This window comes from Streptococcus pseudopneumoniae, assembly GCF_001074565.1.
In the GTDB taxonomy this organism is placed as follows: Bacteria; Bacillota; Bacilli; order Lactobacillales; family Streptococcaceae; genus Streptococcus; species Streptococcus pseudopneumoniae_J.
The window spans coordinates 14,902-37,164 of the sequence record NZ_JUQX01000001.1; the positions used below are offsets into that span (position 1 = coordinate 14,902).

General features: G+C 41.1%; 19 protein-coding genes. 2 read left to right on the forward strand and 17 right to left on the reverse strand.

Annotated elements, in window-relative coordinates; translation table 11 throughout:
- Positions 1–14: 14 nt before the first annotated feature.
- From spxR to ADI74_RS00105, 6 genes are all read right to left on the reverse strand, one after another.
- Positions 15–1,292 carry a CBS-HotDog domain-containing transcription factor SpxR gene (gene spxR / locus ADI74_RS00080; protein WP_049536227.1) on the reverse strand — a complete coding sequence of 426 codons (1,278 nt, stop codon included), beginning with the start codon at positions 1,290–1,292 and terminating at the stop codon, positions 15–17.
- On the reverse strand, positions 1,285–1,836 hold the full coding sequence (locus ADI74_RS00085) for a GNAT family N-acetyltransferase (RefSeq protein WP_049536229.1): 552 nt from the start codon (positions 1,834–1,836) through the stop codon (positions 1,285–1,287). Before ADI74_RS00085 ends, spxR begins: the two co-directional genes overlap by 8 nt.
- 16 nt (positions 1,837–1,852) lie before the next feature.
- Entirely contained in the window at positions 1,853–3,112 is a 1,260-nt protein-coding gene (locus ADI74_RS00090) for a UDP-N-acetylglucosamine 1-carboxyvinyltransferase (protein ID WP_049536231.1), read from the reverse strand.
- Between the two features lie 160 nt (positions 3,113–3,272).
- Complete coding sequence (gene pyk / locus ADI74_RS00095) at positions 3,273–4,778, reverse strand: pyruvate kinase (RefSeq protein WP_049536232.1); 1,506 nt, start codon at positions 4,776–4,778, stop codon at positions 3,273–3,275.
- A 67-nt stretch (positions 4,779–4,845) separates the two neighbouring features.
- Positions 4,846–5,853, reverse strand: coding sequence for a 6-phosphofructokinase (gene pfkA, locus ADI74_RS00100; RefSeq protein ID WP_049536235.1), 1,008 nt, complete (start codon positions 5,851–5,853; stop codon positions 4,846–4,848).
- Between the two features lie 80 nt (positions 5,854–5,933).
- Complete coding sequence (locus ADI74_RS00105; protein WP_049536237.1) at positions 5,934–9,035, reverse strand: DNA polymerase III subunit alpha; 3,102 nt, start codon at positions 9,033–9,035, stop codon at positions 5,934–5,936.
- Positions 9,036–9,444: 409 nt separating this feature from the next.
- On the opposite strand from ADI74_RS00105, the gene ADI74_RS00110 reads away from it, so the two are divergent.
- Complete coding sequence (locus ADI74_RS00110; RefSeq protein ID WP_049536239.1) at positions 9,445–11,727, forward strand: Xaa-Pro dipeptidyl-peptidase; 2,283 nt, start codon at positions 9,445–9,447, stop codon at positions 11,725–11,727.
- Positions 11,728–12,249: 522 nt separating this feature from the next.
- Positions 12,250–12,720, forward strand: coding sequence for an arginine repressor (locus ADI74_RS00115; RefSeq protein ID WP_049536241.1), 471 nt, complete (start codon positions 12,250–12,252; stop codon positions 12,718–12,720).
- Between the two features lie 34 nt (positions 12,721–12,754).
- On the opposite strand, the gene ADI74_RS00120 is transcribed toward ADI74_RS00115, so the two are convergent.
- The 11 genes from ADI74_RS00120 to ADI74_RS00170 all read right to left on the reverse strand — a co-directional run bounded on the left by ADI74_RS00120 (position 12,755) and on the right by ADI74_RS00170 (position 22,205).
- Positions 12,755–12,919, reverse strand: a complete 165-nt coding sequence (locus tag ADI74_RS00120; RefSeq protein ID WP_000502575.1) for a hypothetical protein — start codon at positions 12,917–12,919, stop codon at positions 12,755–12,757.
- Positions 12,920–12,928: 9 nt separating this feature from the next.
- Entirely contained in the window at positions 12,929–14,239 is a 1,311-nt protein-coding gene (obgE, locus tag ADI74_RS00125) for a GTPase ObgE (protein WP_049536242.1), read from the reverse strand.
- Between the two features lie 69 nt (positions 14,240–14,308).
- On the reverse strand, positions 14,309–14,443 hold the full coding sequence (locus tag ADI74_RS00130; RefSeq protein ID WP_000863864.1) for a DUF4044 domain-containing protein: 135 nt from the start codon (positions 14,441–14,443) through the stop codon (positions 14,309–14,311).
- Between the two features lie 29 nt (positions 14,444–14,472).
- Complete coding sequence (locus tag ADI74_RS00135) at positions 14,473–14,661, reverse strand: PspC domain-containing protein (protein ID WP_000735791.1); 189 nt, start codon at positions 14,659–14,661, stop codon at positions 14,473–14,475.
- A gap of 20 nt (positions 14,662–14,681) precedes the next feature.
- The gene (locus tag ADI74_RS00140; RefSeq protein WP_049536244.1) at positions 14,682–16,007 is read right to left on the reverse strand and encodes a glycosyltransferase family 4 protein; all 1,326 of its coding nucleotides are present in this window, start codon (positions 16,005–16,007) and stop codon (positions 14,682–14,684) included.
- An 8-nt stretch (positions 16,008–16,015) separates the two neighbouring features.
- Positions 16,016–17,059: a glycosyltransferase family 4 protein gene (locus tag ADI74_RS00145; RefSeq protein WP_049536245.1), complete on the reverse strand. Its 1,044-nt coding sequence runs from the start codon at positions 17,057–17,059 to the stop codon at positions 16,016–16,018.
- Positions 17,060–17,171: 112 nt separating this feature from the next.
- A complete protein-coding gene (locus ADI74_RS00150) occupies positions 17,172–17,501 on the reverse strand; it encodes a metal-sulfur cluster assembly factor (RefSeq protein ID WP_000331932.1) in 330 nt (109 codons plus the stop codon).
- Between the two features lie 13 nt (positions 17,502–17,514).
- A complete protein-coding gene (rpoD, locus tag ADI74_RS00155; RefSeq protein ID WP_049536247.1) occupies positions 17,515–18,624 on the reverse strand; it encodes an RNA polymerase sigma factor RpoD in 1,110 nt (369 codons plus the stop codon).
- Positions 18,625–18,626: 2 nt separating this feature from the next.
- Positions 18,627–20,387, reverse strand: coding sequence for a DNA primase (gene dnaG / locus ADI74_RS00160; RefSeq protein WP_049536249.1), 1,761 nt, complete (start codon positions 20,385–20,387; stop codon positions 18,627–18,629).
- Between the two features lie 196 nt (positions 20,388–20,583).
- Positions 20,584–21,342 carry an ABC transporter ATP-binding protein gene (locus tag ADI74_RS00165; RefSeq protein WP_049536251.1) on the reverse strand — a complete coding sequence of 253 codons (759 nt, stop codon included), beginning with the start codon at positions 21,340–21,342 and terminating at the stop codon, positions 20,584–20,586.
- Positions 21,339–22,205, reverse strand: a complete 867-nt coding sequence (locus ADI74_RS00170; RefSeq protein ID WP_049536253.1) for an ABC transporter permease — start codon at positions 22,203–22,205, stop codon at positions 21,339–21,341. Before ADI74_RS00170 ends, ADI74_RS00165 begins: the two co-directional genes overlap by 4 nt.
- Positions 22,206–22,263 lie beyond the last annotated feature (58 nt).

Here is a 22,263-nt window from a genome sequence, read left to right on the forward strand (position 1 = left end):
TTTTCTCCTAGATTCTAATTGATTTTCACTGTAACATTTGCTTTTGATACAATCTGATGACCATGATAAATATCATAATCAATAATAGCCGAGCGCCTTGTGTGATGAATAATGCGAGCCTGAATTCGCAGAGTATCATCAATCTGAACAGCCTGCAAGAAATAAATCAACATCTGCTCTATGATAAGATTGCGCCCGCTATTGACAACAAGGTCTTGGGTCATGTGATTAAGGATTTCAGCCAAGACACCATTAGCAAGTACACCATTTTTCTCCAACATGAACGGCTCAACAGTAATGACTACTTCATCGTGATGATAAAATAGTTTCTGCCCGATTTGCTCTGAAAAAGTTGGCAAGGCTGATACTTGAGAACGGCTCATTTTTTCCATGACATCTCTTCGTGTTACGACCCCAAGTAGAGTCTGGTTACTTCGAACAACGGGAACCATCTCAAAGTCTTCGGCTATCATTCGTTGACTGACATTGGCAATATTCGTCGCTAAACCTGTTACGAAGATGCTCCGCGTCATCACCTTGTCAATCGTTGTGCTGGGTGACTTATCTCCCGCATCACGCATGGTAACAACCCCAACAACCACTTGATGTTGGTTAATAACTGGAAAACGGCTACTTCTGTTTTTACGTACCAAGTCTAGATAGTCTTTGACTGTATCCGTCTCTCTCAAAAAGCCATACTCATGACTCGGACGATAGAGCTTTTCGACTGTTAAAATGTCTGTTTTGATTTGAACATTTGAGAGAGCTTTGTTAATCATGGTTGCGACTGTAAAAGTATCATGCTTACTTCTCAGAACTGGGATACCTTTTTTATTGGCTAGAGTCAATACATCATCTTGGACATGGAAACCTCCAGTCACAAGGACTGCATTTTCATTTTCTAATGCTAAAAGTTGAATACGAGTACGGTCACCTACAATCAAAAGGCCTCCATCATGGAGATAAGAGAGGATATTCTGCTCAGTCATGGCGCCAATAGAAAATTTACTAAATTCTCTCTCTAACCCTTCCTGACCAGCTAAAACTTCAGAGCTAGTCACTTCTGCGATTTCTGCATAGGTTAGCCGTTCGATAGCTACTTTCTTTGACTTGACACGTATGGTTCCACTGCGGGGGCGAGTCTCAACAATTCCCCGATTTTCAGCTTCTTTGATAGCCCGATAGGCTGTTCCATCACTAACACCAAGGTGATTTGAAATACTACGAACACTAACTCTCTTCCCAATTGGTAACTCTTCCAGATAAGACAAAATTTCCTGGTGTTTACTCATTGAAATCTCCTTTTACGTAACGAAATTCAAGATAGTCCCTCATTTTTCGTGTATAGCGATCGCTCCCCTTAAACTGTCGGAAGAGACTAAATCCCGATTTTAAGGCTACTTTTTGGCTAGCTTGATTCTCCAGATGAGTGATGATGGATAATTGTTTTAAACCAAATTCTTCAAAGGAAAGTTGACAGAGTTTGCTAACAGTCTCTGTCATAAAACCTTGCGACCAAGCATCTTTTTTTAAGAAATAACCGATTTCTGCTTCTTTTTTGATTTCATCAATTTTTTCAAATTTAATAGAGCCAATCATTTCCTGATTTCCTTGGAGACAAATTGCCCAAACACCTAGAGGAGCCTTCATGAAATAGTTGGCAAGAGCATATTGACTCTCCTCTAAACTTGCTTGGCTGGGAAAAATAAATTGCAGATTTTCTGGATCAGAAGCAATCTCATAAAAGGCTTTACTGTCACTAAAAAAGAAAGGACGCAAATACAAGCGCTCCGTTTCAAAGAAAGAAAACATTGCTAATTTGGTCCAAATATTCATAATCACCTCAATGGTTTTAGTCTTCGACGAGTGTAATATCTGCTCCAAGACTACGTAATTTTTCAATAATATCTGAGTAGCCACGAAGGATAAACTCGATATTTGTAATTTCGGTCTGGCCTTGAGCCATCAATCCAGCAATCACAAGAGCGGCACCTGCTCGCAAATCTGTAGCTTTGACACTTGCTCCATGCAAGGTACGACCACCTTTATAGATAATGTGATCATTCGTAGTCGTAATATCCGCATCCATTTTTGCTAACTCAAAGACATGGTTGACACGTTTTTCATAAATGGTATCAATAATCGTCCCACGGCCTTGAGCTGTTAATAAAAGTGGCGTGATAGGCTGTTGCAAATCAGTTGCAAAACCAGGATAAGGAGCAGTTTTAATATTGATTGCCTTCAAGTTTGACTGCTCTTCAACGAAGATACTATCTTCAGAGACCGTCATACGAACACCCATTTCCTCGAGTTTGGCGATAAAGCCTTCAAGATGCTCATAAAGAACGTTGTTAATACGAATTCCTTTACCAACCGCAGCAGCAAGTGAAATATAAGTCCCAGCTTCAATACGGTCTGGAATGACTTGGTGACGAGTCCCATGTAGTGTCTCAACACCATCAATAATGATAATATCAGTCCCGGCACCACGAATGTGGGCTCCCATGTTGTTCAAAAGGGTAGCCACATCAATGATTTCTGGTTCACGGGCCGCGTTTTCAATGACAGTACGTCCCTTTGCTTTGACCGCAGCAATCATGGTGTTAATCGTTGCACCAACGCTGACAGTATCCATATAGATACTTGCGCCGTGAAGTCCCTTACCCTGAGCAGACAAATTCATATTGTCTCCCTCATAGCTCACCTTAGCTCCCATGGCTTCAAAAGCTTTTAAGTGAAGGTCAATCGGACGAGGTCCCAAATCACATCCACCAGGAAGTCCAACTGTAGCTTCACCAAAGCGACCTAACAGACTTCCATAGAAATAATAAGATGCACGAAGGCTATTGATCTTGCCGTAAGGCATAGGAATGTTTTGAACGCCTCTTGGATCAATCTCCAAGACATCGTCATAACGCTTAACTGATGCCCCCATGATCTCCATAATTTCGACAAGACTAGCAACGTCTGAAATATCTGGAACACAATCTAAAGTGACAATATCATCTGATAAGATAATAGCTGGAATAAGGGCTACAACACTATTTTTAGCACCACTAATGGTGATCTCACCTTGCAATGGACGTCCACCATTGATGACAATTTTTCTCATGTTTTACTCTTTCAAAATTTACTAAAAAGGTCTTTTCGTTCTATTATACCATAATTTTCAGTTTTTTCCCATTCCTATTTACTAAATACCATCTCATTTTGATAAAAAAAGACCTATCACTCAAGCTTTCTAGCCTGAAATGATAGGTTTTTGTGTTGGATTAGCGTACTGTACGGATACGCATTGTGTTTGTACGAGCAGCTTCTCCAAGTGGCACACCTGCAACGATAACGATATCGTCGCCAGATTCAACCAAGCCTTGTTCAACTGCAATCTTTTCAGCAAGATCAAACATATCGTCAGTATTTGAAGGACGTTCAGTTGTTACTGGAATAACACCCCAGTTCAACATCAATCCACGTTCAGTCAATTCATCGAAAGTGATTGCCAAAATGTCAGCATTTGGACGGTATTTAGAAATCAAACGTGCTGTGTGACCAGTCTTAGTAAGGGTAACAACCAATTTGATGTTCATTGAGTTAGTAGCATCTTTAACAGCTGAAGCCATAACTTCTGTCTTAGAGTTACGCTCGAATGAATCTGAGTTCAAACGACCATATTCATTAAGAAGAGTTTGAGCGTTCTTGTCGATTGTAGCCATTGTTGTTACTGATTCAAGTGGGTATTTACCGTTTGCAGACTCTCCTGAAAGCATTGTTGCGTCAGTTCCGTCGATAACAGCATTGAATACGTCTGATACTTCTGAACGAGTTGCACGTGGTTTCTCAGTCATTGTTTCAAGCATGTTTGTTGCAGTGATAACAACTTTACCAGCAGCATTCACTTTAGTAATGATCATTTTTTGGTAAACTGGAACCATTTCGAATGGTACTTCGATACCCATGTCACCACGAGCGATCATGATACCATCAGCAGCTTCGATGATCTCATCCAAGTTATCGATACCTTGTTGGTTTTCGATTTTCGCGAACAATTGAACATGTCCGTTTCCAGTTTCTTCACAGATTGCACGAACTTCATTCACGTCTTTAGCAGTACGTACAAATGAGATCGCGATGAAGTTGATACCTTGCTCAAGACCGAAGCGGATATCGTCGTTATCACGTTCAGCAAGAGCTGGGAAAGGAATTTTAGTGTTAGGGATGTTTACACCTTTTTGTTTTGCAACAACGCCATCATTCTCAACTACAACTTCAAATTCACGGGTTGCATCGTCTTTAGCGAAAACACGAAGACCAAGTTTACCATCGTCAACCAAAACTTGGTGACCAACTTCAACGTCATCATAGATATCAAGAGCGCCAGCAACGTTCAAAGCAATCACATCGCGAGTTGATTTGATTCCTTGTTTGGTTGCAACACGGATTTTTTCACCAGTTTTGTAAGAGTACTCTTTTGCGTCACCTTCAAACAATTCTGTACGGATTTCAGGTCCTTTAGTATCAAGAAGGAAACCAACTTTTTTACCTGCAAGTTTTTCAGCAAGTTTAACAGTTGCCATACGCTCACCTTGTTCTTGGTGGTCACCGTGAGAGAAGTTGAAACGGAAAGTGTTTGCTCCAGCTTCAATCAGCTGAGCGATATTTTTAGCTGAAGCTTCAACGTCAAGTTTTTCTCCCCAGTATCCGTCATCACCGAATTTTTTACCACCACGGATTTCTACCGCAGGACCCAAGGTTGCAACGATTTTTACACGTTTGTTCATGATTTTTTGTGACTCCTTTATATAATTCGACCTTTTAAGGTCATGTTACCAAATTAATGAAAGTTGATTAGGACAAGCTCTTGTTTAAGTTAGAGAGTTCAAGATCAGCTTTATGAGGGTTGTTAACAACGATCTTACCATCAGCTGTTAAGCTAAACAAAGCTCCTTCTTCTGCTGTTCCAAGAATTGGATTCTCAACCATTTTCTCGTTACGGATACCAACAGCGACACCACCGATTCCTTGTTTAAGAAGTTTAACAGCGTGCGCACCTAAGCGTGATGCTAAAACACGGTCACGAGCAGTTGGTGAACCACCACGTTGGATGTGACCAAGTTCAGTAACACGAAGGTCGCTAGTATCTCCTGCTTCCTTGAGTTTCTTACCGAATTCATCGGCAGACATAACCCCCTCAGCCAAAACGATGATATTGTGTTTCTTACCGCATTCATAACCAGCTTTGATGCTTGCTACGATATCTTCAAATTTGAAACCTTCTTCAGGGATAATGATTTCATCAGCACCTGTAGCAATACCTGCCCAGAGAGCGATGTCACCAGCATTGCGTCCCATTACCTCAATAACAAAGGTACGACGGTGACTTGATGAAGTATCGCGAATCTTGTCGATCGCATCCATAGCAGTTGTAACTGCTGTATCAAATCCGATTGTGAAGTCCGTACCAACGATATCATTATCAATTGTTCCTGGAAGACCGATAGCAGGGAATCCATGCTCGGTCAAGCGCATAGCTCCATGATAAGAACCGTCACCACCGATAACTACGACACCTTCGATACCGTGTTTTTTCAATTGCTCAATCCCTTTAAGTTGACCTTCGAGTTGTGCAAACTCAGGGTAACGAGCAGAGTGAAGGAAAGTACCACCACGTGAAATGATGTCTCCTACTGAAGCAGCATCAAGTGGATAGATTTCACCGGCAACCATACCTGCGTATCCATCATAGATACCAAATACTTCCATTCCTTCTGAGATTGCTTGACGAACTACCGCACGGATGGCAGCATTCATACCAGGGGCGTCTCCACCACTGGTTAAAACAGCAATACGTTTCATTTGGTTATGCTCCTTTTTCTTTTAACATTCTTACTGATTATACCACATTTAATTGGAAAATTCTTCTATTTTCCGTATTTTTAGCGATAAATCGTTTTCATAACAATTCCCTCTAATTTTTCCTGTAAAACTAGGTCTTTTTTTACAAAATGTTGGGAGGAAACAATTGTCTTTTCTTCCTCAACATACCTGATAATAACAGGAATAGAGCCTTTATGTTGTTCTAAGATGGTAGAAATTTCTTTATCCTTGTCGTGGTTTTTAACTTGAATCCAGAATCGTTCCGCCACTGCTTCTTTCAAATCTTGTGCAATCATTTGCAGACGACCATCTCGGGATTGAACTTTGCCATTGATGTAGTAGAATTTCCCTTCAGATAAGATGGAAGCGAATCTTCGATACTGATCTGAAAATACAGTCACATCCAGTCTAGACTTACTGTCATGAACCTGTAGAAAGGCCATACTCTCGCCTTTCTTAGTTCGAATGACTTTTATTTTTTGCACTTCAACTAGAAGGGTTACATGACTCCCTTCAGTGAGAGTAGCAATGGGCGTTGTCGGATAAAGGGCTTGTTTTGCAAGTGTTTGTAAAGGATGAGCACTGATACCAACCCCGATTAGTTCCTGCTCCTTGTAAAATTTCTCTGCTTCCGTAAAATCATCCGCCTCAGTCCAACTATAGCTTGCATCTGCAAAGAGACCACCCAACTCCTCAACAAAAACAAATAGGTTGGGAAGGTTCACTAGGATTTTCTGGCGGTTCTTGTCAAAATAATCAAAGAGCCCCAGTTCAACCAAAGGAGACAAAAGCGATAGTTTCTTGTAATTCTTAGGCAGACGTGAGACGAAATCTTCAATACTTGAGAAGGGACGGTTTTCAATAACCCAATAAGAAAAATCTCTTGGCATCCCTTTAATGGCTTTCAAACCAAGATAGATTGTCTTCTGGGTGATTTTATCATGATAGGGAATGCTGTTAATGGCTAAAGGCGCTACATCAAATCCCATCTGCAGAGCATCTACAATGTAATCACTGCTCGAATAATTCAACATGACTTGAAAGAAAATAGCAGGATAATGAGTTTTAAAATAAGCAAGTTGGAATGCCAGTGCTGAGTAGGCATAGGCGTGGGATCTATTAAACCCATAGCCTGCAAACTTTTCCATCACGGCAAATACTTGATTAGCTTTTTCTTCCGAATGACCGAGTTTGACTGCACCAGTGATAAAATCTTCCTTCATCAAATGCATCTCTTTAGCATTTTTCTTACCCATGGCTCGTCTGAGAATATCGGCTTTACCAAGGCTGAAGCCTCCAAAGCGCTGAGCTACCTGCATGACTTGCTCCTGATAGAGCATAATACCATAGGTTGATGACAGAATGTCTTCCAAGGCAGGATCCAGCACTGTCACCTTTTCTTTGCCATGCTTTCGAGCTACAAAGTTATCGATATAATCACTAGCACCTGGTCTATTGAGGGATGTCGTTGCTACCACTTCTTCGAAGACTTGTGGTTTGACCCGTTTCAAGAGTCGAATGGCGCCTGGTTGTTCAAATTGGAAAATACCTTTCGTATTTCCAGCTGCAAAGAGGGCTAAAGTTTCACTGTCTTCCAGATCAATCTCTTCGATTTTTAGATGAACACCCTCTGACTCCGCAAGCAATTCCTGCATTTTTTGGACGAAAGTCAGGTTACGTAAACCGAGGAAATCCATTTTTAGAAGTCCATTGGCTTCAACACCATGAGCATCATACTGGGTGATCAGCATATCCTCACCATATTTTAGCGGAATGTAGTCCGTCAAGTCTTGGTCACTCATAACGACTCCAGCCGCATGGATAGAGGTTTGACGAGGATAACCTTCGATCTTACGAGCAATCTCAAAAGCTTTTTGGTATTCAATCTTGCTATTGATGACCTGTCTAAATTGCAAATTCTTTTCATAGGCCGTCGTTAGCGTATCTCGGAAACTGATTTTTTTCGTAATATTTGTTAATTCGTACTCTGGAACGCCATAACGTTTGAAAACATCACGAGTTGCCTGTTTGGCTCCAAAGGTCGAATAAGTGACAATCTGCGCCACATGTTGACTGCCATACCGATCACGAACATAACGAATGAACTCTGGTCTATAAAGGTCAGGAATGTCAATATCAATATCAGGCATGGTGTACCGCTCACGATTTAAAAAGCGCTCGAAAATCAAGTTCTTCTCAACCGGATCAATCCCTGTGATGTCAAGTGAGTAGGCGACCAAACTACCCACAGCAGAACCGCGCCCCATTCCCATATAGTAGCCTTGGGAACGTCCAAAACGCAACAAATCCCAAACAACTAGAAAATAGTCATCAAAGCCCATATCATGAATAACAGCCAACTCTTCATTTAGCCGCTCTTGATAAAGAACTGAGGTTAACCCCTTGGCTATCAAGCCTTGCTCAGCCCTCTCTCTAAGTTCTTCTACTGCAGGCCTTTCAGGATTAAAGCGAGGGAGTTTTAAGCTTGGATCAAGTTGGTAGCTAACATTCTCTATCAAATCTTGAAGATTGGCAAGTGCCTGAGGAAAGCGATTTTTAAATCTTGCTTCTAAGTCTGAGGCTGGTAGAAAGATCCCTTGCTGTGAATGCACATCCACTTCTCTCAGACTGACATTATCCTTAACTGCCGACAAAATCTGCAAAACCTGTAGATCTTCTTTCTCAAAAGAGTTAACCTGATAGAAGGGAAGAATAGGTTTCGTAAAGACTTCTTGAGGAGTATCGGGACTAACCCCAATAAAATAATCATGACCCAAATCCAGCTGATCGATTCCATCAAAATAAAGAACAATAACAGCAACATCCTCAAGGTGACTGGTAAAGTCAGACCAATTTTTTCGTCCAGTCATTTTTAAAGTGGATAACTTCATCAACTCTTGATACCCTTTAGTAGATAGAGCTAGAAAACGGAAAGAGATCGCCTTTTCGTCTATAATCAAGGTCATTTCAAGACCAATTAAAGGTTGGATTCCATATTTTCGAGTCACCTCTAAAAAATGATAAGCCCCATAGAGATTATCCACATCCATGATAGCAAGGTGAGAATAGCCGTACTCTTTAGCCGTTTGTACATATTTTTCAATCGAAACCACACTTTCCATAAAACTGTAAACAGTCTTGGTATCGAGCTGTGCAATCATTCCATCTCCTCCTTGCTTTAAATATAGTACTATTATACCATTTTAAGTTCCATAATGAACTGGCTTAGACTCTTTCTTTCAAAACCTCTTTGAATTTTTTTAACTGTTCATCCTTTATGTTTCTTGAAAATGAAAATTAAGAAGAATAAAATATCTATATCTTATAATATTTTTAATAGTAATTTTGGACGTTTTTATGCTAAGTGACGAATATTGAAATAATATCCCTTATGCAAATTTACATATAAATATCTTTAAGGTGGCTTTTAATTAGAAGATTTATTCAATATTTTATAATAACTTGCTTAAAGTTCATTCCTATTTTTAAAATTTATTTCAATTGAGTTTATTTATTCCATTTTTCCTCTTTTTTTGATATAATAAATTTATCACTTCAAAGGAGAGCGCCATGCGTTTTAATCAAATCAGCTACTTGCCCACTCCTCGTTCTCAACTATTAGATGAATTAGAGAGTCTTGGCTTGAAGCTATCATCTAAACTGCCTATAAAAAGACAGTTTGAAGACTTCATTCGTTGGAGTTTCTTCACTTATACTAATACCGATTATGCTCTATCTACCCTAGCTGCAGATAGAGAAACGGATCTACTAACCTTCTTTCAGTCTGATAAAGAGCTGACAGCTGATATTTTCTATACCGTAGTTTTTCAACTTTTAGGCTTCAATTATCTTATTGATTTTGAGGATGCTGAACAATTCCGTAAAGAAACTGGATTTCCTATTATTTATGGAGATTTGATTGAAAATCTCTACCATTTGCTCAACACTCGAACCAAAAAGGGAAATACACTCATCGACCAGCTTGTTGGTGATGGACTTATTGCAGAAGACAATCACTACCACTACTTTAACGGTAAGAGCTTGGCAACCTTTTCTAGTCACGATGTCATTCGTGAAGTTGTTTATGTAGAGAGTCGTGTGGATACTGATAAAGACAGACTCCCTGATTTAGTCAAAGTCAGCGTTATTCGTCCTCGCTATGATGGACAAATCCCTGCTCTTATGACTGCAAGTCCTTATCACCAAGGGACCAACGACAAAGCCAGCGACAAGGCTCTCTACAAGATGGAAGGAGACTTGGAGGTCAAACCTGCCCATATTATTGAACTTGAGAAGCCTGAGGTTGATTTTGTCGAGCCTCTTGGTCAAGCCGAACTCGTCTCTGAGTCAGAAGAAAAGCTAACTCACATCAATAGCTCATACACTCTCAACGATTACTTCCTCCCAAGAGGATTTGCCAATCTTTATGTGTCTGGTGTTGGCACCAAGGATTCCCAAGGTCTGATGACTAACGGTGACTACCAGCAGATTGAAGCCTATAAAAATGTGATTGACTGGCTTAATGGTCGTTGCCGTGCTTTCACGGATCACACACGCAAACGTCAAGTCAAGGCTGACTGGTCAAACGGTAAAGTCGCAACGACAGGAATTTCCTATCTAGGGACCATGTCCAATGGACTTGCGACCACTGGTGTTGATGGCTTAGAAGTGATTATCGCAGAAGCAGGAATTTCTTCTTGGTACAACTACTATCGTGAAAATGGTCTGGTAACCAGTCCTGGAGGTTATCCAGGTGAGGATTTTGACTCACTTGCTGAATTGACCTACTCCCGCAATCTCTTAGCCGGTGACTATATCCGTGCTAATGAGGCCCACAAAGCGGATTTAGAAAAGGTAAAAGAACAATTAGATCGCAAGACTGGTGACTACAATCAGTTTTGGCATGACCGCAACTATCTACTCAATGCCCACAAGGTTAAAGCTGAGGTAGTCTTTACGCATGGTTCTCAGGATTGGAACGTCAAACCACTTCATGTTTACCAGATGTTTCATGCTCTTCCAGCTCATATCAATAAGCACCTCTTTTTCCATCATGGTGCCCACGTTTATATGAATAACTGGCAGTCCATTGACTTCCGCGAGTCCATGAATGCCTTGTTGAGTAAGAAATTGTTAGGACTTGCAACAGACTATCAACTTCCGACTGTTATCTGGCAGGACAATACCGAACCGCAAACATGGCAGAGTCTTGATGACTTTGGCAAGCAAGATGAACTGCATACCTTCTCTCTTGGAACTGAAGAAAAAGTGATTCAGAACCACTATGAACAAGAAGATTTTGAGCGTTATGGCAAGACTTACCAGACCTTCAACACAGAACTTTACCAAGGAAAAGCCAATCAGATCACCATTGACATTCCAGTAAGTCAAGACATTCATTTAAATGGTCGAGTCGAGCTGAAACTTCGTGTCAAATCAAGTACAAACAAGGGGCTCTTATCAGCCCAACTGCTCGAACTTGGGCAAAAGAAATATCTACAGCCTTATCCAGCTGTTTTAAGCGCTAGAACCATTGACAACGGTCGCTACCACATGCTTGAAAATCTCTGCGAACTGCCATTCAATCCAAGTGCCCAACGTGTCATCACTAAAGGCTACCTCAATCTTCAAAATAGAAAAGATTTACTCTTAGTAGAGGATATCACTACGGATGAATGGATGGAGCTGCAATTTGAACTGCAACCAACTATTTACAAGTTAAAAAAAGGAGATTCTCTCCGTTTGGTTCTCTACACGACTGACTTTGAGATTACAATTCGAGATAATACAGACTATCACCTGACTGTCGATCTTGAACAGTCTACTCTCATTCTACCATGTCAAAAGGTATAACATCCCAGACTTTCAATATGGAAATATTCCAAGGAAAAGGCAGTCAAATTATCCATTGAACTTCCTATAACCAAGGATTTCCACTTGAACAGTCCAACTAAACATAAACTTCGTATCAAATCCAGTTCAAATAAGAGCTTTTTATAAGCCTCTAGATGAACCTTGGACAAAAGATACTTCCTCTAACCAACATGTGTAACCATTTATCATACACGCTACTAGACCACATGTTGGAAAATCTCTGTGAATTGACATTTAGAGTAAATTCACAACAAGCCGTGACAAAATGCTAACCTAATTGAATGATTTACTGTCATTAAAGAACATCAATGGTTATGAACGGATTGATACCCAGTTTATCTGCACCCAACTAGTGACAAGTTAAAAGATGGAGAATCTCTCCGTCTAGTTCTTTATACTACTGACTTTGACATCATCATACGTGACAATACCGCCTACCACCCGACTGACGTTTTCGTTCAGTCCACGCTTACTGTACCTTTTAAAAGGAGTACTTACTTTATGAACAAATCAGAACATCGACACCAACTTATCCGCGCCCTCGTTTCAAAAAATAAAATTCATACCCAAGCAGAATTACAAACCTTGCTAGCTGAGAATGATATCCAAGTCACACAAGCAACCTTATCTCGTGATATCAAGACTATGAACCTTTCGAAAGTTCGGGAAGAAGATCAGTCCTACTATGTACTAAATACTGGTTCTATTTCTAAATGGGAGAAACGTTTGGAAAACTATATGGAAGATGCTCTTGTCATGTTACGTCCTGTCCAACACCAAGTCATTCTAAAGACTCTTCCAGGTTTGGCTCAGTCTTTTGGAGCTGTCATTGATGCCCTAGATTTCAACGAAGTTGTTGCTACACTATGCGGAGACGATGTCTGCATGATCATCTGTGAAGATGCTACAAAAGCTCAAGCATGTTTTGAAAATCTTAAAAAATATGCCCCACCATTTTTCTTTAGCGAATAAAACAAATCCCGTGATTGAAAATCACGGGATTCTTTTATTCATTTGAAAGTGTTTCTTCTTTCTTCATACGTGCCAATCGAAGGGCACGTTTGGGATTGAGACGATTAAACAATTCTTCTAGTTTCTTTTCATTCCATACGTCTGCTGCAGAAACAAAATTTCCATCTGCATCTCGGAATGATATCGGTTTATCTCCCATATCAATCTCCTAGTCTACAAATTCAAACTCAAACTTGCCGATTCGTACCAAGTCTCCATCCTTAGCTCCACGCGCACGAAGGGCTTCGTCAACCCCCATACCACGTAACTGACGAGCAAACTTCATGACTGACTCATCACGGTCAAAGTTGGTCATATTAAAGAGTTTCATGAGTTTCTCACCAGAAAGTACCCATGTCGCATCATCGTCGCGGCTAATTTCAAAGGCTTTTTCTTCCTCGTCAAAGCCGTAGTAAACCTCTTCCTCCATATCAGACTCATCATAGAGCAAGAATTCAGGAGTTTTATCTAACAATTCAGCTGTCGCATCCAAAAGGGGTGCCAACCCTTGCTTGGTTAAACCAGAAATAGGGAAGATGGCTGGTAGTTCTTCAAACTCGTCGTAATTTGCTGCCAATTTCTTCTTGAAGGTTTCAAGATTTTCCTGACTTTCGGGCATGTCCATCTTGTTGGCCACGATGATCTGCGGACGCTCCATCAGACGAAGGTTGTAGGATTCTAATTCCTTATTGATAGCAAGGTAGTCCTCATAAGGATCACGCCCTTCGCTAGCCGACATATCGATGATATGAAGGATAACTCGAGTGCGTTCAATATGTCGAAGAAACTGAGTTCCCAAGCCAACACCTTGACTAGCCCCCTCAATCAAACCTGGAAGATCTGCTACGGCAAAAGATTCACCTGACTGTGTACGGACCATCCCTAGGTTAGGGACAATAGTTGTGAAGTGGTAGGCACCAATCTTTGGTTTGGCTGAAGTAATAACACTAAGCAAAGTTGATTTCCCGACCGAAGGGAAACCTACCAAACCGACATCCGCCAAGATCTTTAATTCCAGTTGCAACTCACGTTCCTGACCCGGTTCTCCGTTCTCAGAGATTTCAGGTGCAGGATTTTTTGGTGTTGAAAAGCGTATATTTCCACGACCACCTCGACCGCCATGTGCCACGATAAACTCTTGGCCATGCTCAATCAAGTCTGTAATGACTTTTCCAGTCTCAGCATCACGTATAGTCGTTCCTTGGGGTACGCGAACACGAAGGTCTTCTGCACCACGTCCATGCATTCCTTTGGTCATCCCTTTTTCACCGGATTCGGCCTTGAAATGACGGTTATAGCGGAAATCCATCAAGGTACGCAAGCCTTCGTCTACTACGAAAACGACGTTCCCTCCACGTCCACCATCACCACCCCAAGGTCCGCCATTAGGGACATATTTTTCACGGCGAAAGGCAACCATGCCATCACCACCATTACCAGCCTTGACTTTGATCTTGGCTGTATCTAAAAACATACTCATATTTTTTCTCGCTTTAAAAAGGCTGGGAAATCCCAGTCATTAGTTATTGTTTCTGTCTAAACAACTTGCTTAGAATCTGCTAAAAGCTCCAAGCGCCGTTGCAAAGATACCAGCAAGGGTCACAAACAACATGATGAGCACGACAACAAGTGTCACCTTTTCAAACATTGTTTTTTTACGGTTACCATTATCTCCAAAAGCCATAACTTCTCCTTTTTCTATATAATTCTAATTTAATAGTCTGTCGAAACCGGTGCAACCACCCATAAAATGATGTAAGCAAGGATTCCTGCTCCATAACAAAATGCAAGAACACCCCAAACAACACGAACAATTGTTGGGTCAATATCAAAATAATGGGCAACTCCTGCACAGACTCCACCAATTATTTGGTTTTTTCCACTTCGCATTAATTTTTTCATAGTATTTTCCTCTTATTCTATTATTTGAATTCATCTTTCCAATAATCTCTGATGCTGGATAATTGCTTCCGAGAAGCCCGTAAAATACGCTTAGACTCTTTTACTGGACTTGTAACAGCCTGTTGGGGTAGATATAAAATCGTTTTCAAAAAGCGCTGACTGGCAGGTTTCCCATCATGTAATTCATGTTCAAAGTTATTTGAGATAATGGCATCAAGGTAAAACTCATGTACTCGTTTCCCAAAGTTCTCAGCCGAAATTTCGTACAACTTATCCGCCAACTTTTGTTCAGACATATACGGAGTAGCGATTAAGGCTTCAAGGATGGCTCCTGCAAGCTCTCGTTCTCCATAGTAGAGGGTACCAAACATTTTATCACTGATCAGGTTATCAAGATAGGGGTTGCCATGAGCGATAACAGGCGTTCCACTGGCTAGACTTTCTAGATAGGTTAAGCCCTGAGTTTCACTCGTAGAGGCAGAGATGAAGAAATCTGCAGCCTTATAGTATAAGGCTGTCTCGCTTGGAGCAATCATACCTGTAAAAATCACATGTTTTTGCAGGTTTAATTTCACTGCTTGCTCTTTCAGACTGTCCAGATAAGGACCGTCTCCAGCAACGACCAGCTTCACCTTATCTTCTTCTTTCAATACTTCAGCAAAAGCATCTAGGACTGCTTGGATATTCTTCTCATAAGAAATACGCGAAAGGCTCAGTAGCATTTTCTCGTCTTCCTGAATACCTAACTTCGAACGAAGTTCTTGTAAGTTTTCCTCTTTAATCTCAGGTCGTTCAAACTTAGCTAGCTCAATTCCGGTTGGAATGACACGTTTTTCAACCTTCACTTTGTATTTAGATAAAAGGTCCCGAACAATCTCACTAGGGCAGATTACTCCATCTACATCACGAAGGAAACCACGTACCAGATATTTTACCATACTTGGACGAATCAACATTCCCTTAGCAATATAATGCACATAGTCTTCGTACTGGGTATGGTAAGTATGGATAACAGGAATTCTCAATTCTCGTGCAATCCAAATCCCTAATAATCCAAGTGAAAATTCTGTCTGGGTATGAATGATATCGAGTTGATACTGCTTGGCGATTTCAAGTGCCTTTGTAAAACCTCTATAGGCAAATCGTCGATCTTTAAATGCAAAGAAAGGGACACTTGGAATTCGAATAATTTGCCAATCCTCGTAGCGGTTCACATCTTTATCTGTTGTTGTAAAGATAAAAACTGCATGGCCTTGCTTCTCAAGCTCTGTCTTCAAGGTTCGAATACTGGTCGCAACCCCGGAAACCTGAGGAAAATAGGTGTCTGTAAATAAACCAATTCGCATAGATTACCTCACTTTTTACCTAGAGCAGCCTGTTCCCGATAAAATTTTAACCAAATTCCCAGTAAACGCTCTTCTGAATACTGCTTGGATATCCTTTTAGCTTTTTCTTTCAATTCTTTCAACGCTTCAGGATTTTCTTTATATTCTAGGATTGCTTCTCTCATCTCAGAGACATCACTTGTAGCACGATAATCTCCCTCAAGAATGACCTTATACAGGTCCAAATCCCTTAACATAATAGGAGCCTCGCAACTAGCTGCCTCTAAGATGGTCATAGGGAATAGTTCATTATAGCTAGGTAGTAAGAACAAATCAGCTAAAGCATACAGTTCCCGCATCCTCTCCGGTGACACAATACCTGGGAAAATTAGATTTTTAGGTGGATTGTCCATAATCTTCTTATAGCGTTCATAACCATCTGTTATTCCACCAAATGAAAAACCACCAGCCCAGATAAAGGTAATTTCTGGCAATTCTTCAGCAAGACGGATAAAATCATTTATCCCTTTTCGTTTCTGAACCTGGCCCGCACCAACCACGACAAACTGATCTTTTGCGAGATCCATTTCTTCACGAAGTTGTGCAACTTGTTCAGCTGGTAATGGATGCCATTTTTCTTTGTTTACAAAATTGGGAATATAAGTTATTTTTTCTCGTGGAATACCCGCAGCAACTAGATCCTCGATAAACATGGGATTGACCACCACCAAGTGTTCCATCCGATTGTAAAAGGAAAAAACATAGCGTTTGACAATTCCTTTTAGGAAAAATGGAATTTTCAAACTCCCTTCGAGTGTCTCAGGCAAGAAATGCACATAGCCAACTTTTCTCCCAGAGCGTTTCTTTTGAAATGTGGATAAATAATAAGGGAAATCAATGGTGTGAAAGTGGGTTACGTCTGCCTCTACAGGAAGATTCTCCGTAACAATCAACTGATCTTTGGCATCACGATGAAGGAGACTCACCAATTCACGGTAGGCTCCTGACACTCCTTGACCAGCCACTTTTTCACTTGAACTTAGCATATTAATACGCAATTTTTTGTTTTCCATATTACTCATTATACCATTTTATTTCAAGAAAATCAGTAAAAGGAAGAAGAGACCAGAGGAAAATGGAGGAGCCCCTCTCTTTTCCAATCGTCTCTCGTAATTTTCCAATCGATTACTTAATTCCTAGGGCGATACGCGCATAGCGACTCATTTTTTCAACCGTCCAGGCTGGATACCAGACCAATTTGACTTCGGTATTAGTTACCTCAGGCACCTCTGTCATCGCATCGTGTATCTGGTCTGTTAAGAGGTCAGCCAGTGGGCAACCCATAGTTGTCAAGGTCATATCAATTTCCGTGTGACCTGTTTCACCATCAAAACGAATTTCATAAATCAAACCTAGGTTGACAATATCAATCCCCAACTCAGGGTCGATGACTTCTTCCAAGGCATTTAAAATGCGTGTTTTAATCGTTTCAATTTGCTCTTCTGTATAAGCCATGTTCATCCTCACTCTAATCTTCAATAAAATCACGAAGGGGTTTGCTGCGACTTGGTTGGCGCAATTTTCTCAAAGCCTTGGCCTCGATCTGACGGATACGCTCACGAGTCACGTTAAAGACTTTGCCAACATCTTCAAGAGTGCGCATTTTTCCATCGTCCAAACCAAAACGCAAGCGCAAGACGTTTTCTTCACGGTCTGTGAGAGTATCCAAGACTTCATCCAACTGCTCGCGCAAGACGATGCGAGTTGTGTAGTCTACTGGATTTTCAATCACTTCATCTTCGATAAAATCCCCAAGATGGCTATCGTCCTCTTCACCGATCGGTGTTTCAAGTGATACTGGTTCTTGGGCGATTTTCAAGATTTCACGGACCTTGTCAGGTGTCATATCCATACGCTCAGCGATTTGTTCAGGTGTCGGATCTTGTCCCAATTCTTGAAGGAGGTTACGCTGTTCACGAACCAATTTATTGATAGTTTCAACCATGTGAACAGGGATACGGATGGTACGAGCTTGATCGGCAATAGCACGAGTGATTGCCTGACGAATCCACCAAGTTGCATACGTAGAAAACTTAAATCCTTTTGAATAGTCAAATTTGTCTACGGCTTTCATCAAGCCCATGTTTCCTTCTTGGATTAAGTCAAGAAACTGCATACCACGACCTACGTATCGCTTAGCAATCGAAACTACCAAACGAAGGTTGGCTTCTGCAAGACGTTGTTTGGCTTCGATATCACCAGCTTCAACAGCTAGAGCCAATTCTTTTTCTTCTTCATTGGTCAAGAGAGGAACAACCCCAATTTCCTTCAAATACATACGGACAGGGTCATTAACCTTGGCAGAGGTAGAGCCAATCAAATCCTCATCACTGAGTTCTGGCTCTTCTTCTGTACTAAGGACACGTGCACTTGGATTCCCTTCGTTATCCGTGATAGAAATACCAGCATCCTGAATCCGTTGCAAAAGGTCTTCAATACCGTCTGCATCTAAACTAAAAGGAATCACCAGACTTGAGTTGATTTCATCGTCTGTTGCTGTTCCTGTTTTTTTGTGGTTACGGATAAAGTCTGCTACTTGCACATCAAATGTGGTTACTTCTTTTTGTTTTGTTGCCATTATTACTCCATTCTTCTCTTTTGGGAAATCAATCGTTGCAATTCTTCCAAGGCTGTGTCTGTATCTCCTAGATGACTAGCTTCCTGCACTTTCTTTTTAATCCTTAAATTGTCCTTGCTGAGGAGGGCACGGTTACGAGTCTCTTCGACTTCAGAAAGTTCTTGAGGCGACATCTCTGTTGGCAAATCTAGACCAAGAACATGGTACCAGGCATTTTCAACCTCAGGAGTCTGATGAGACAGTTCCTCTGATCCGATTTCTCCCTCTACACTTAATAATTCGTAAAGAATCTGAAATTCTGGGGTATCAAAGAAAAAATCTTCTCTTAATCGATAGTCATTTAACACAACTGGATTCTCAGCCATCCTATAAAGGAGATGAGCCTCTGCTCTCATAACTGCTGTCAGTTGCCGCGTCACAGGCAAACTAATCGCTACTGGTGTAGCTTGCTCCTTGACTCTCTCCTGTCTTTGAACAATCCGACTTTCATTTACAATCTGTTCTACTTGCTGGTAATCAAAGGAAGGTAGGTTATCCGCCAGAATGTGGATGTATGAATTCTGGGCAGTGATAGACTTTTCTTTGGCGATTAAGGGCGCAATCTTTTCAATGAACTCGATTTGCGCTTGCAAGTTATCACTATTCTCAGGTTTGAGTTGGTGAATATAGAACTCTATGGGACTGATACGTGTCTTGGTTAAAAGGTAAGCCAGGTCTTCAGCAGAATTCTTTTGCAAATACTCATCTGGGTCCATGGCATCAGGTACCCGAACAACTTCCACTGAGAAATCTTTTAACTCCTCTAAAGCCTTGGCTGTTGCTGCCTGCCCTGCCTTGTCGCCATCATAGCTGAGAACAATTTTTTTGGTAAAGCGTTTGAGGTGATCAACATGCTCCTTGCTTAAGGCTGTTCCCATGGAAGCTACAGCATTTTCTATACCAGCACGGTAGGCTGCGATCACATCCATGAAGCCTTCCATCAGATAGAGCTCTGTAATCTTACCTGTTCCCTTCTTTGCCTTGTCCAAATGATACAATTCGTAACTCTTGTTAAAAATTGCAGTCGAGCGACTATTTTTATATTTGGCAGTCTGATTATCCGTTTCTTGCCAAATACGACCTGAAAAGGCAATGACCTGCCCCTTGTCATTGGTCAAAGGAAAGATGATCCGTCCAAAAAAAGTATCATAAAATTGATTGTCATCTGACAGATAAAACAAGCCCGAATCCAATAAATCCTTTTCTTCAAACTTGTTAGCCAAACGTTGATAGAGATAGGTTCTCTCTGCTGGAGCCAGTCCAATCTGGAAATGCTTCAGAACATCATCTGTCAATCCGCGTTTGTAGAGATAAGCCCTTGCTTCTTCTCCCATCTTTGTCGTCATGAGGATGGCATGGTAAAAGCGTGCAGCTTCTTCATGCATATCATATAGAGCTTGATGGGGGGGAGCTTGTTGAGGACGAGACTGGACAGGCATAGCCAGTTGAATACCGACGCGCTCTCCTAAGAGCTGAACGGCTTCCATAAAGGACACACCTTGGTATTCTTCGATGAACTTAAAAACATCTCCTGAGCGCCCACAACCAAAACAATGGTAAAATTGCTTGTCTTCCACAACGTTGAAAGAGGGGGTCTTTTCACCATGAAAAGGACAGAGCCCTAAATAGTTCCGTCCAGCCTTTTGTAAAGAAATCACGTCACCTATGACTTCCACAATGTTGGCATTGTTTTTGATTTCTTCAATGACTTGCTTGTCAACCATACACAATACCTCCATCTTATCATAGTTTCACGTTATCTAGTATAGCTTATTTCTGAAAAAAAGTAAACCATTTCATACACTTTCCGTAATTCTCTTTGCCTTATTTTTCTTGATAGGAAGGGAAGATAAAAAACTCAGAAACACTTCCATGTTTCTAAGTTTTTCTTCTCTATTTTTTGACGAAAAATTCTCTACTTTATTCAAATAATTGATAGTAGTCCGAAATCTTCATTTTTGCTTTTTCTTCTTTATTGAGGTCTTGGATGATGCGACCTTCTTTCATGACGATGAGACGATTTCCATACTTGAGGGCGTCTTCCATATGGTGTGTAATCATGAGGGCTGTCAGATGGTCCTTGCTGACAAACTCATCTGTTAACTCCATCAATGCAACACTGGTTTTTGGGTCGAGAGCTGCTGTGTGTTCATCCAACAAGAGCAACTCTGGGCGCTTTAAGGTTGCCATCAAGAGACTCAAGGCCTGACGTTGACCACCTGATAAAAATTCAATCGGAGTGTCCAGATGTTTTTCAAGGCCATTTCCAACTTTTTCAATGGTAGCCTGAAACTCCTCTCTATGGCTTGATAGCCTTCTAGGAAGGAGCCCTCTCTTCTCACCTCGAAACTTGGCAATCAAGAGATTTTCCGCCACCGTCATACGTGGAGCCGTACCCATCTTAGAATCCTGAAAGACACGAGACAAGTACTTAGCCCGCTTCTCAGGTGAAAAATGCGTCACATCCTCCCCCATTATACGGATACTTCCGCTTGTTAAAGGTAAGGTACCTGCAATAGTGTTAAAAAGCGTTGACTTCCCTGCTCCATTTCCACCTAGGATAGTAATGAAATCATGTTCGAAAATTTCAAGAGAAACATCATTTAGAATGATTTTTTCCTCGTCAAAGCCATTCGTGATGACTTTGGTAGCATTTTTTAATTCTACAATTGCTGTCATTTGCTAAACTTGACTCCTTTCAGGTATTTGCTTTTGAAGGTTGGAATCATAAGGCAAACTGCCAAGATTAAAGCGCTATATAGTCGTAAATAGCTCGTGTTAAATCCAAGAGCAATCACTCCCCATACGAGGAACTGATAAGCGATAGAACCTACAACGATGGTCATGAGTCGCTCTGCCAAGGTCAAACTCTTGAACAAAACCTCACCAATAATCAAGCTAGCAAGCCCTACGACAATCACTCCAATTCCTCGAGAAACATCTGCGTATCCTTCTTGTTGAGCAATTAATGCCCCTGCTAGCGCGATAATCCCATTTGAAAGAACCAAACCCATGAGTTCCATGCGTCCCGTATGAATCCCAAAACTACGCGCCATATCCGGATTATCACCTGTAGCGATGTAGGCCTGACCTAGTTTGGTATCTAGAAAAAAGAGCATGAGACCAATAACAAGGGCAACAAAGATAAATCCAGTCAGGAGTTGATTGAGGTCCGAATCAAAAGGCAAAACATCCTGAATTTGCTTGCTTCCAAGAAGGCCCAGATTGGCACGTCCCATAATCATGAGCATGATAGAATGGCAGGAAGTCATGACCAAAATCCCTGATAAGAGAGTTGGTATTTTACCTTTGGTGTATAAGAGACCTGTTGCCATACCAGCTAGGCAGCCCACTCCTACTGCAGCCAAGGTCGCTAAAAATGGATTCACCCCTTGTGTTATCAAGGTTACAGCTACTGCTCCCCCTAGAGGAAAAGAGCCCTCAGTTGTCATATCAGGAAAATTTAGAATTCGAAAGGTCATAAAGATTCCCAAACCTAAAATCGCCCACACCATTCCCTGAGAAATAATGGATACTATCATAATCTTTCACTCATCTCTTTCTTTAGTAAAAATGGGAGGAGATGTGTCCAGCTCCTCC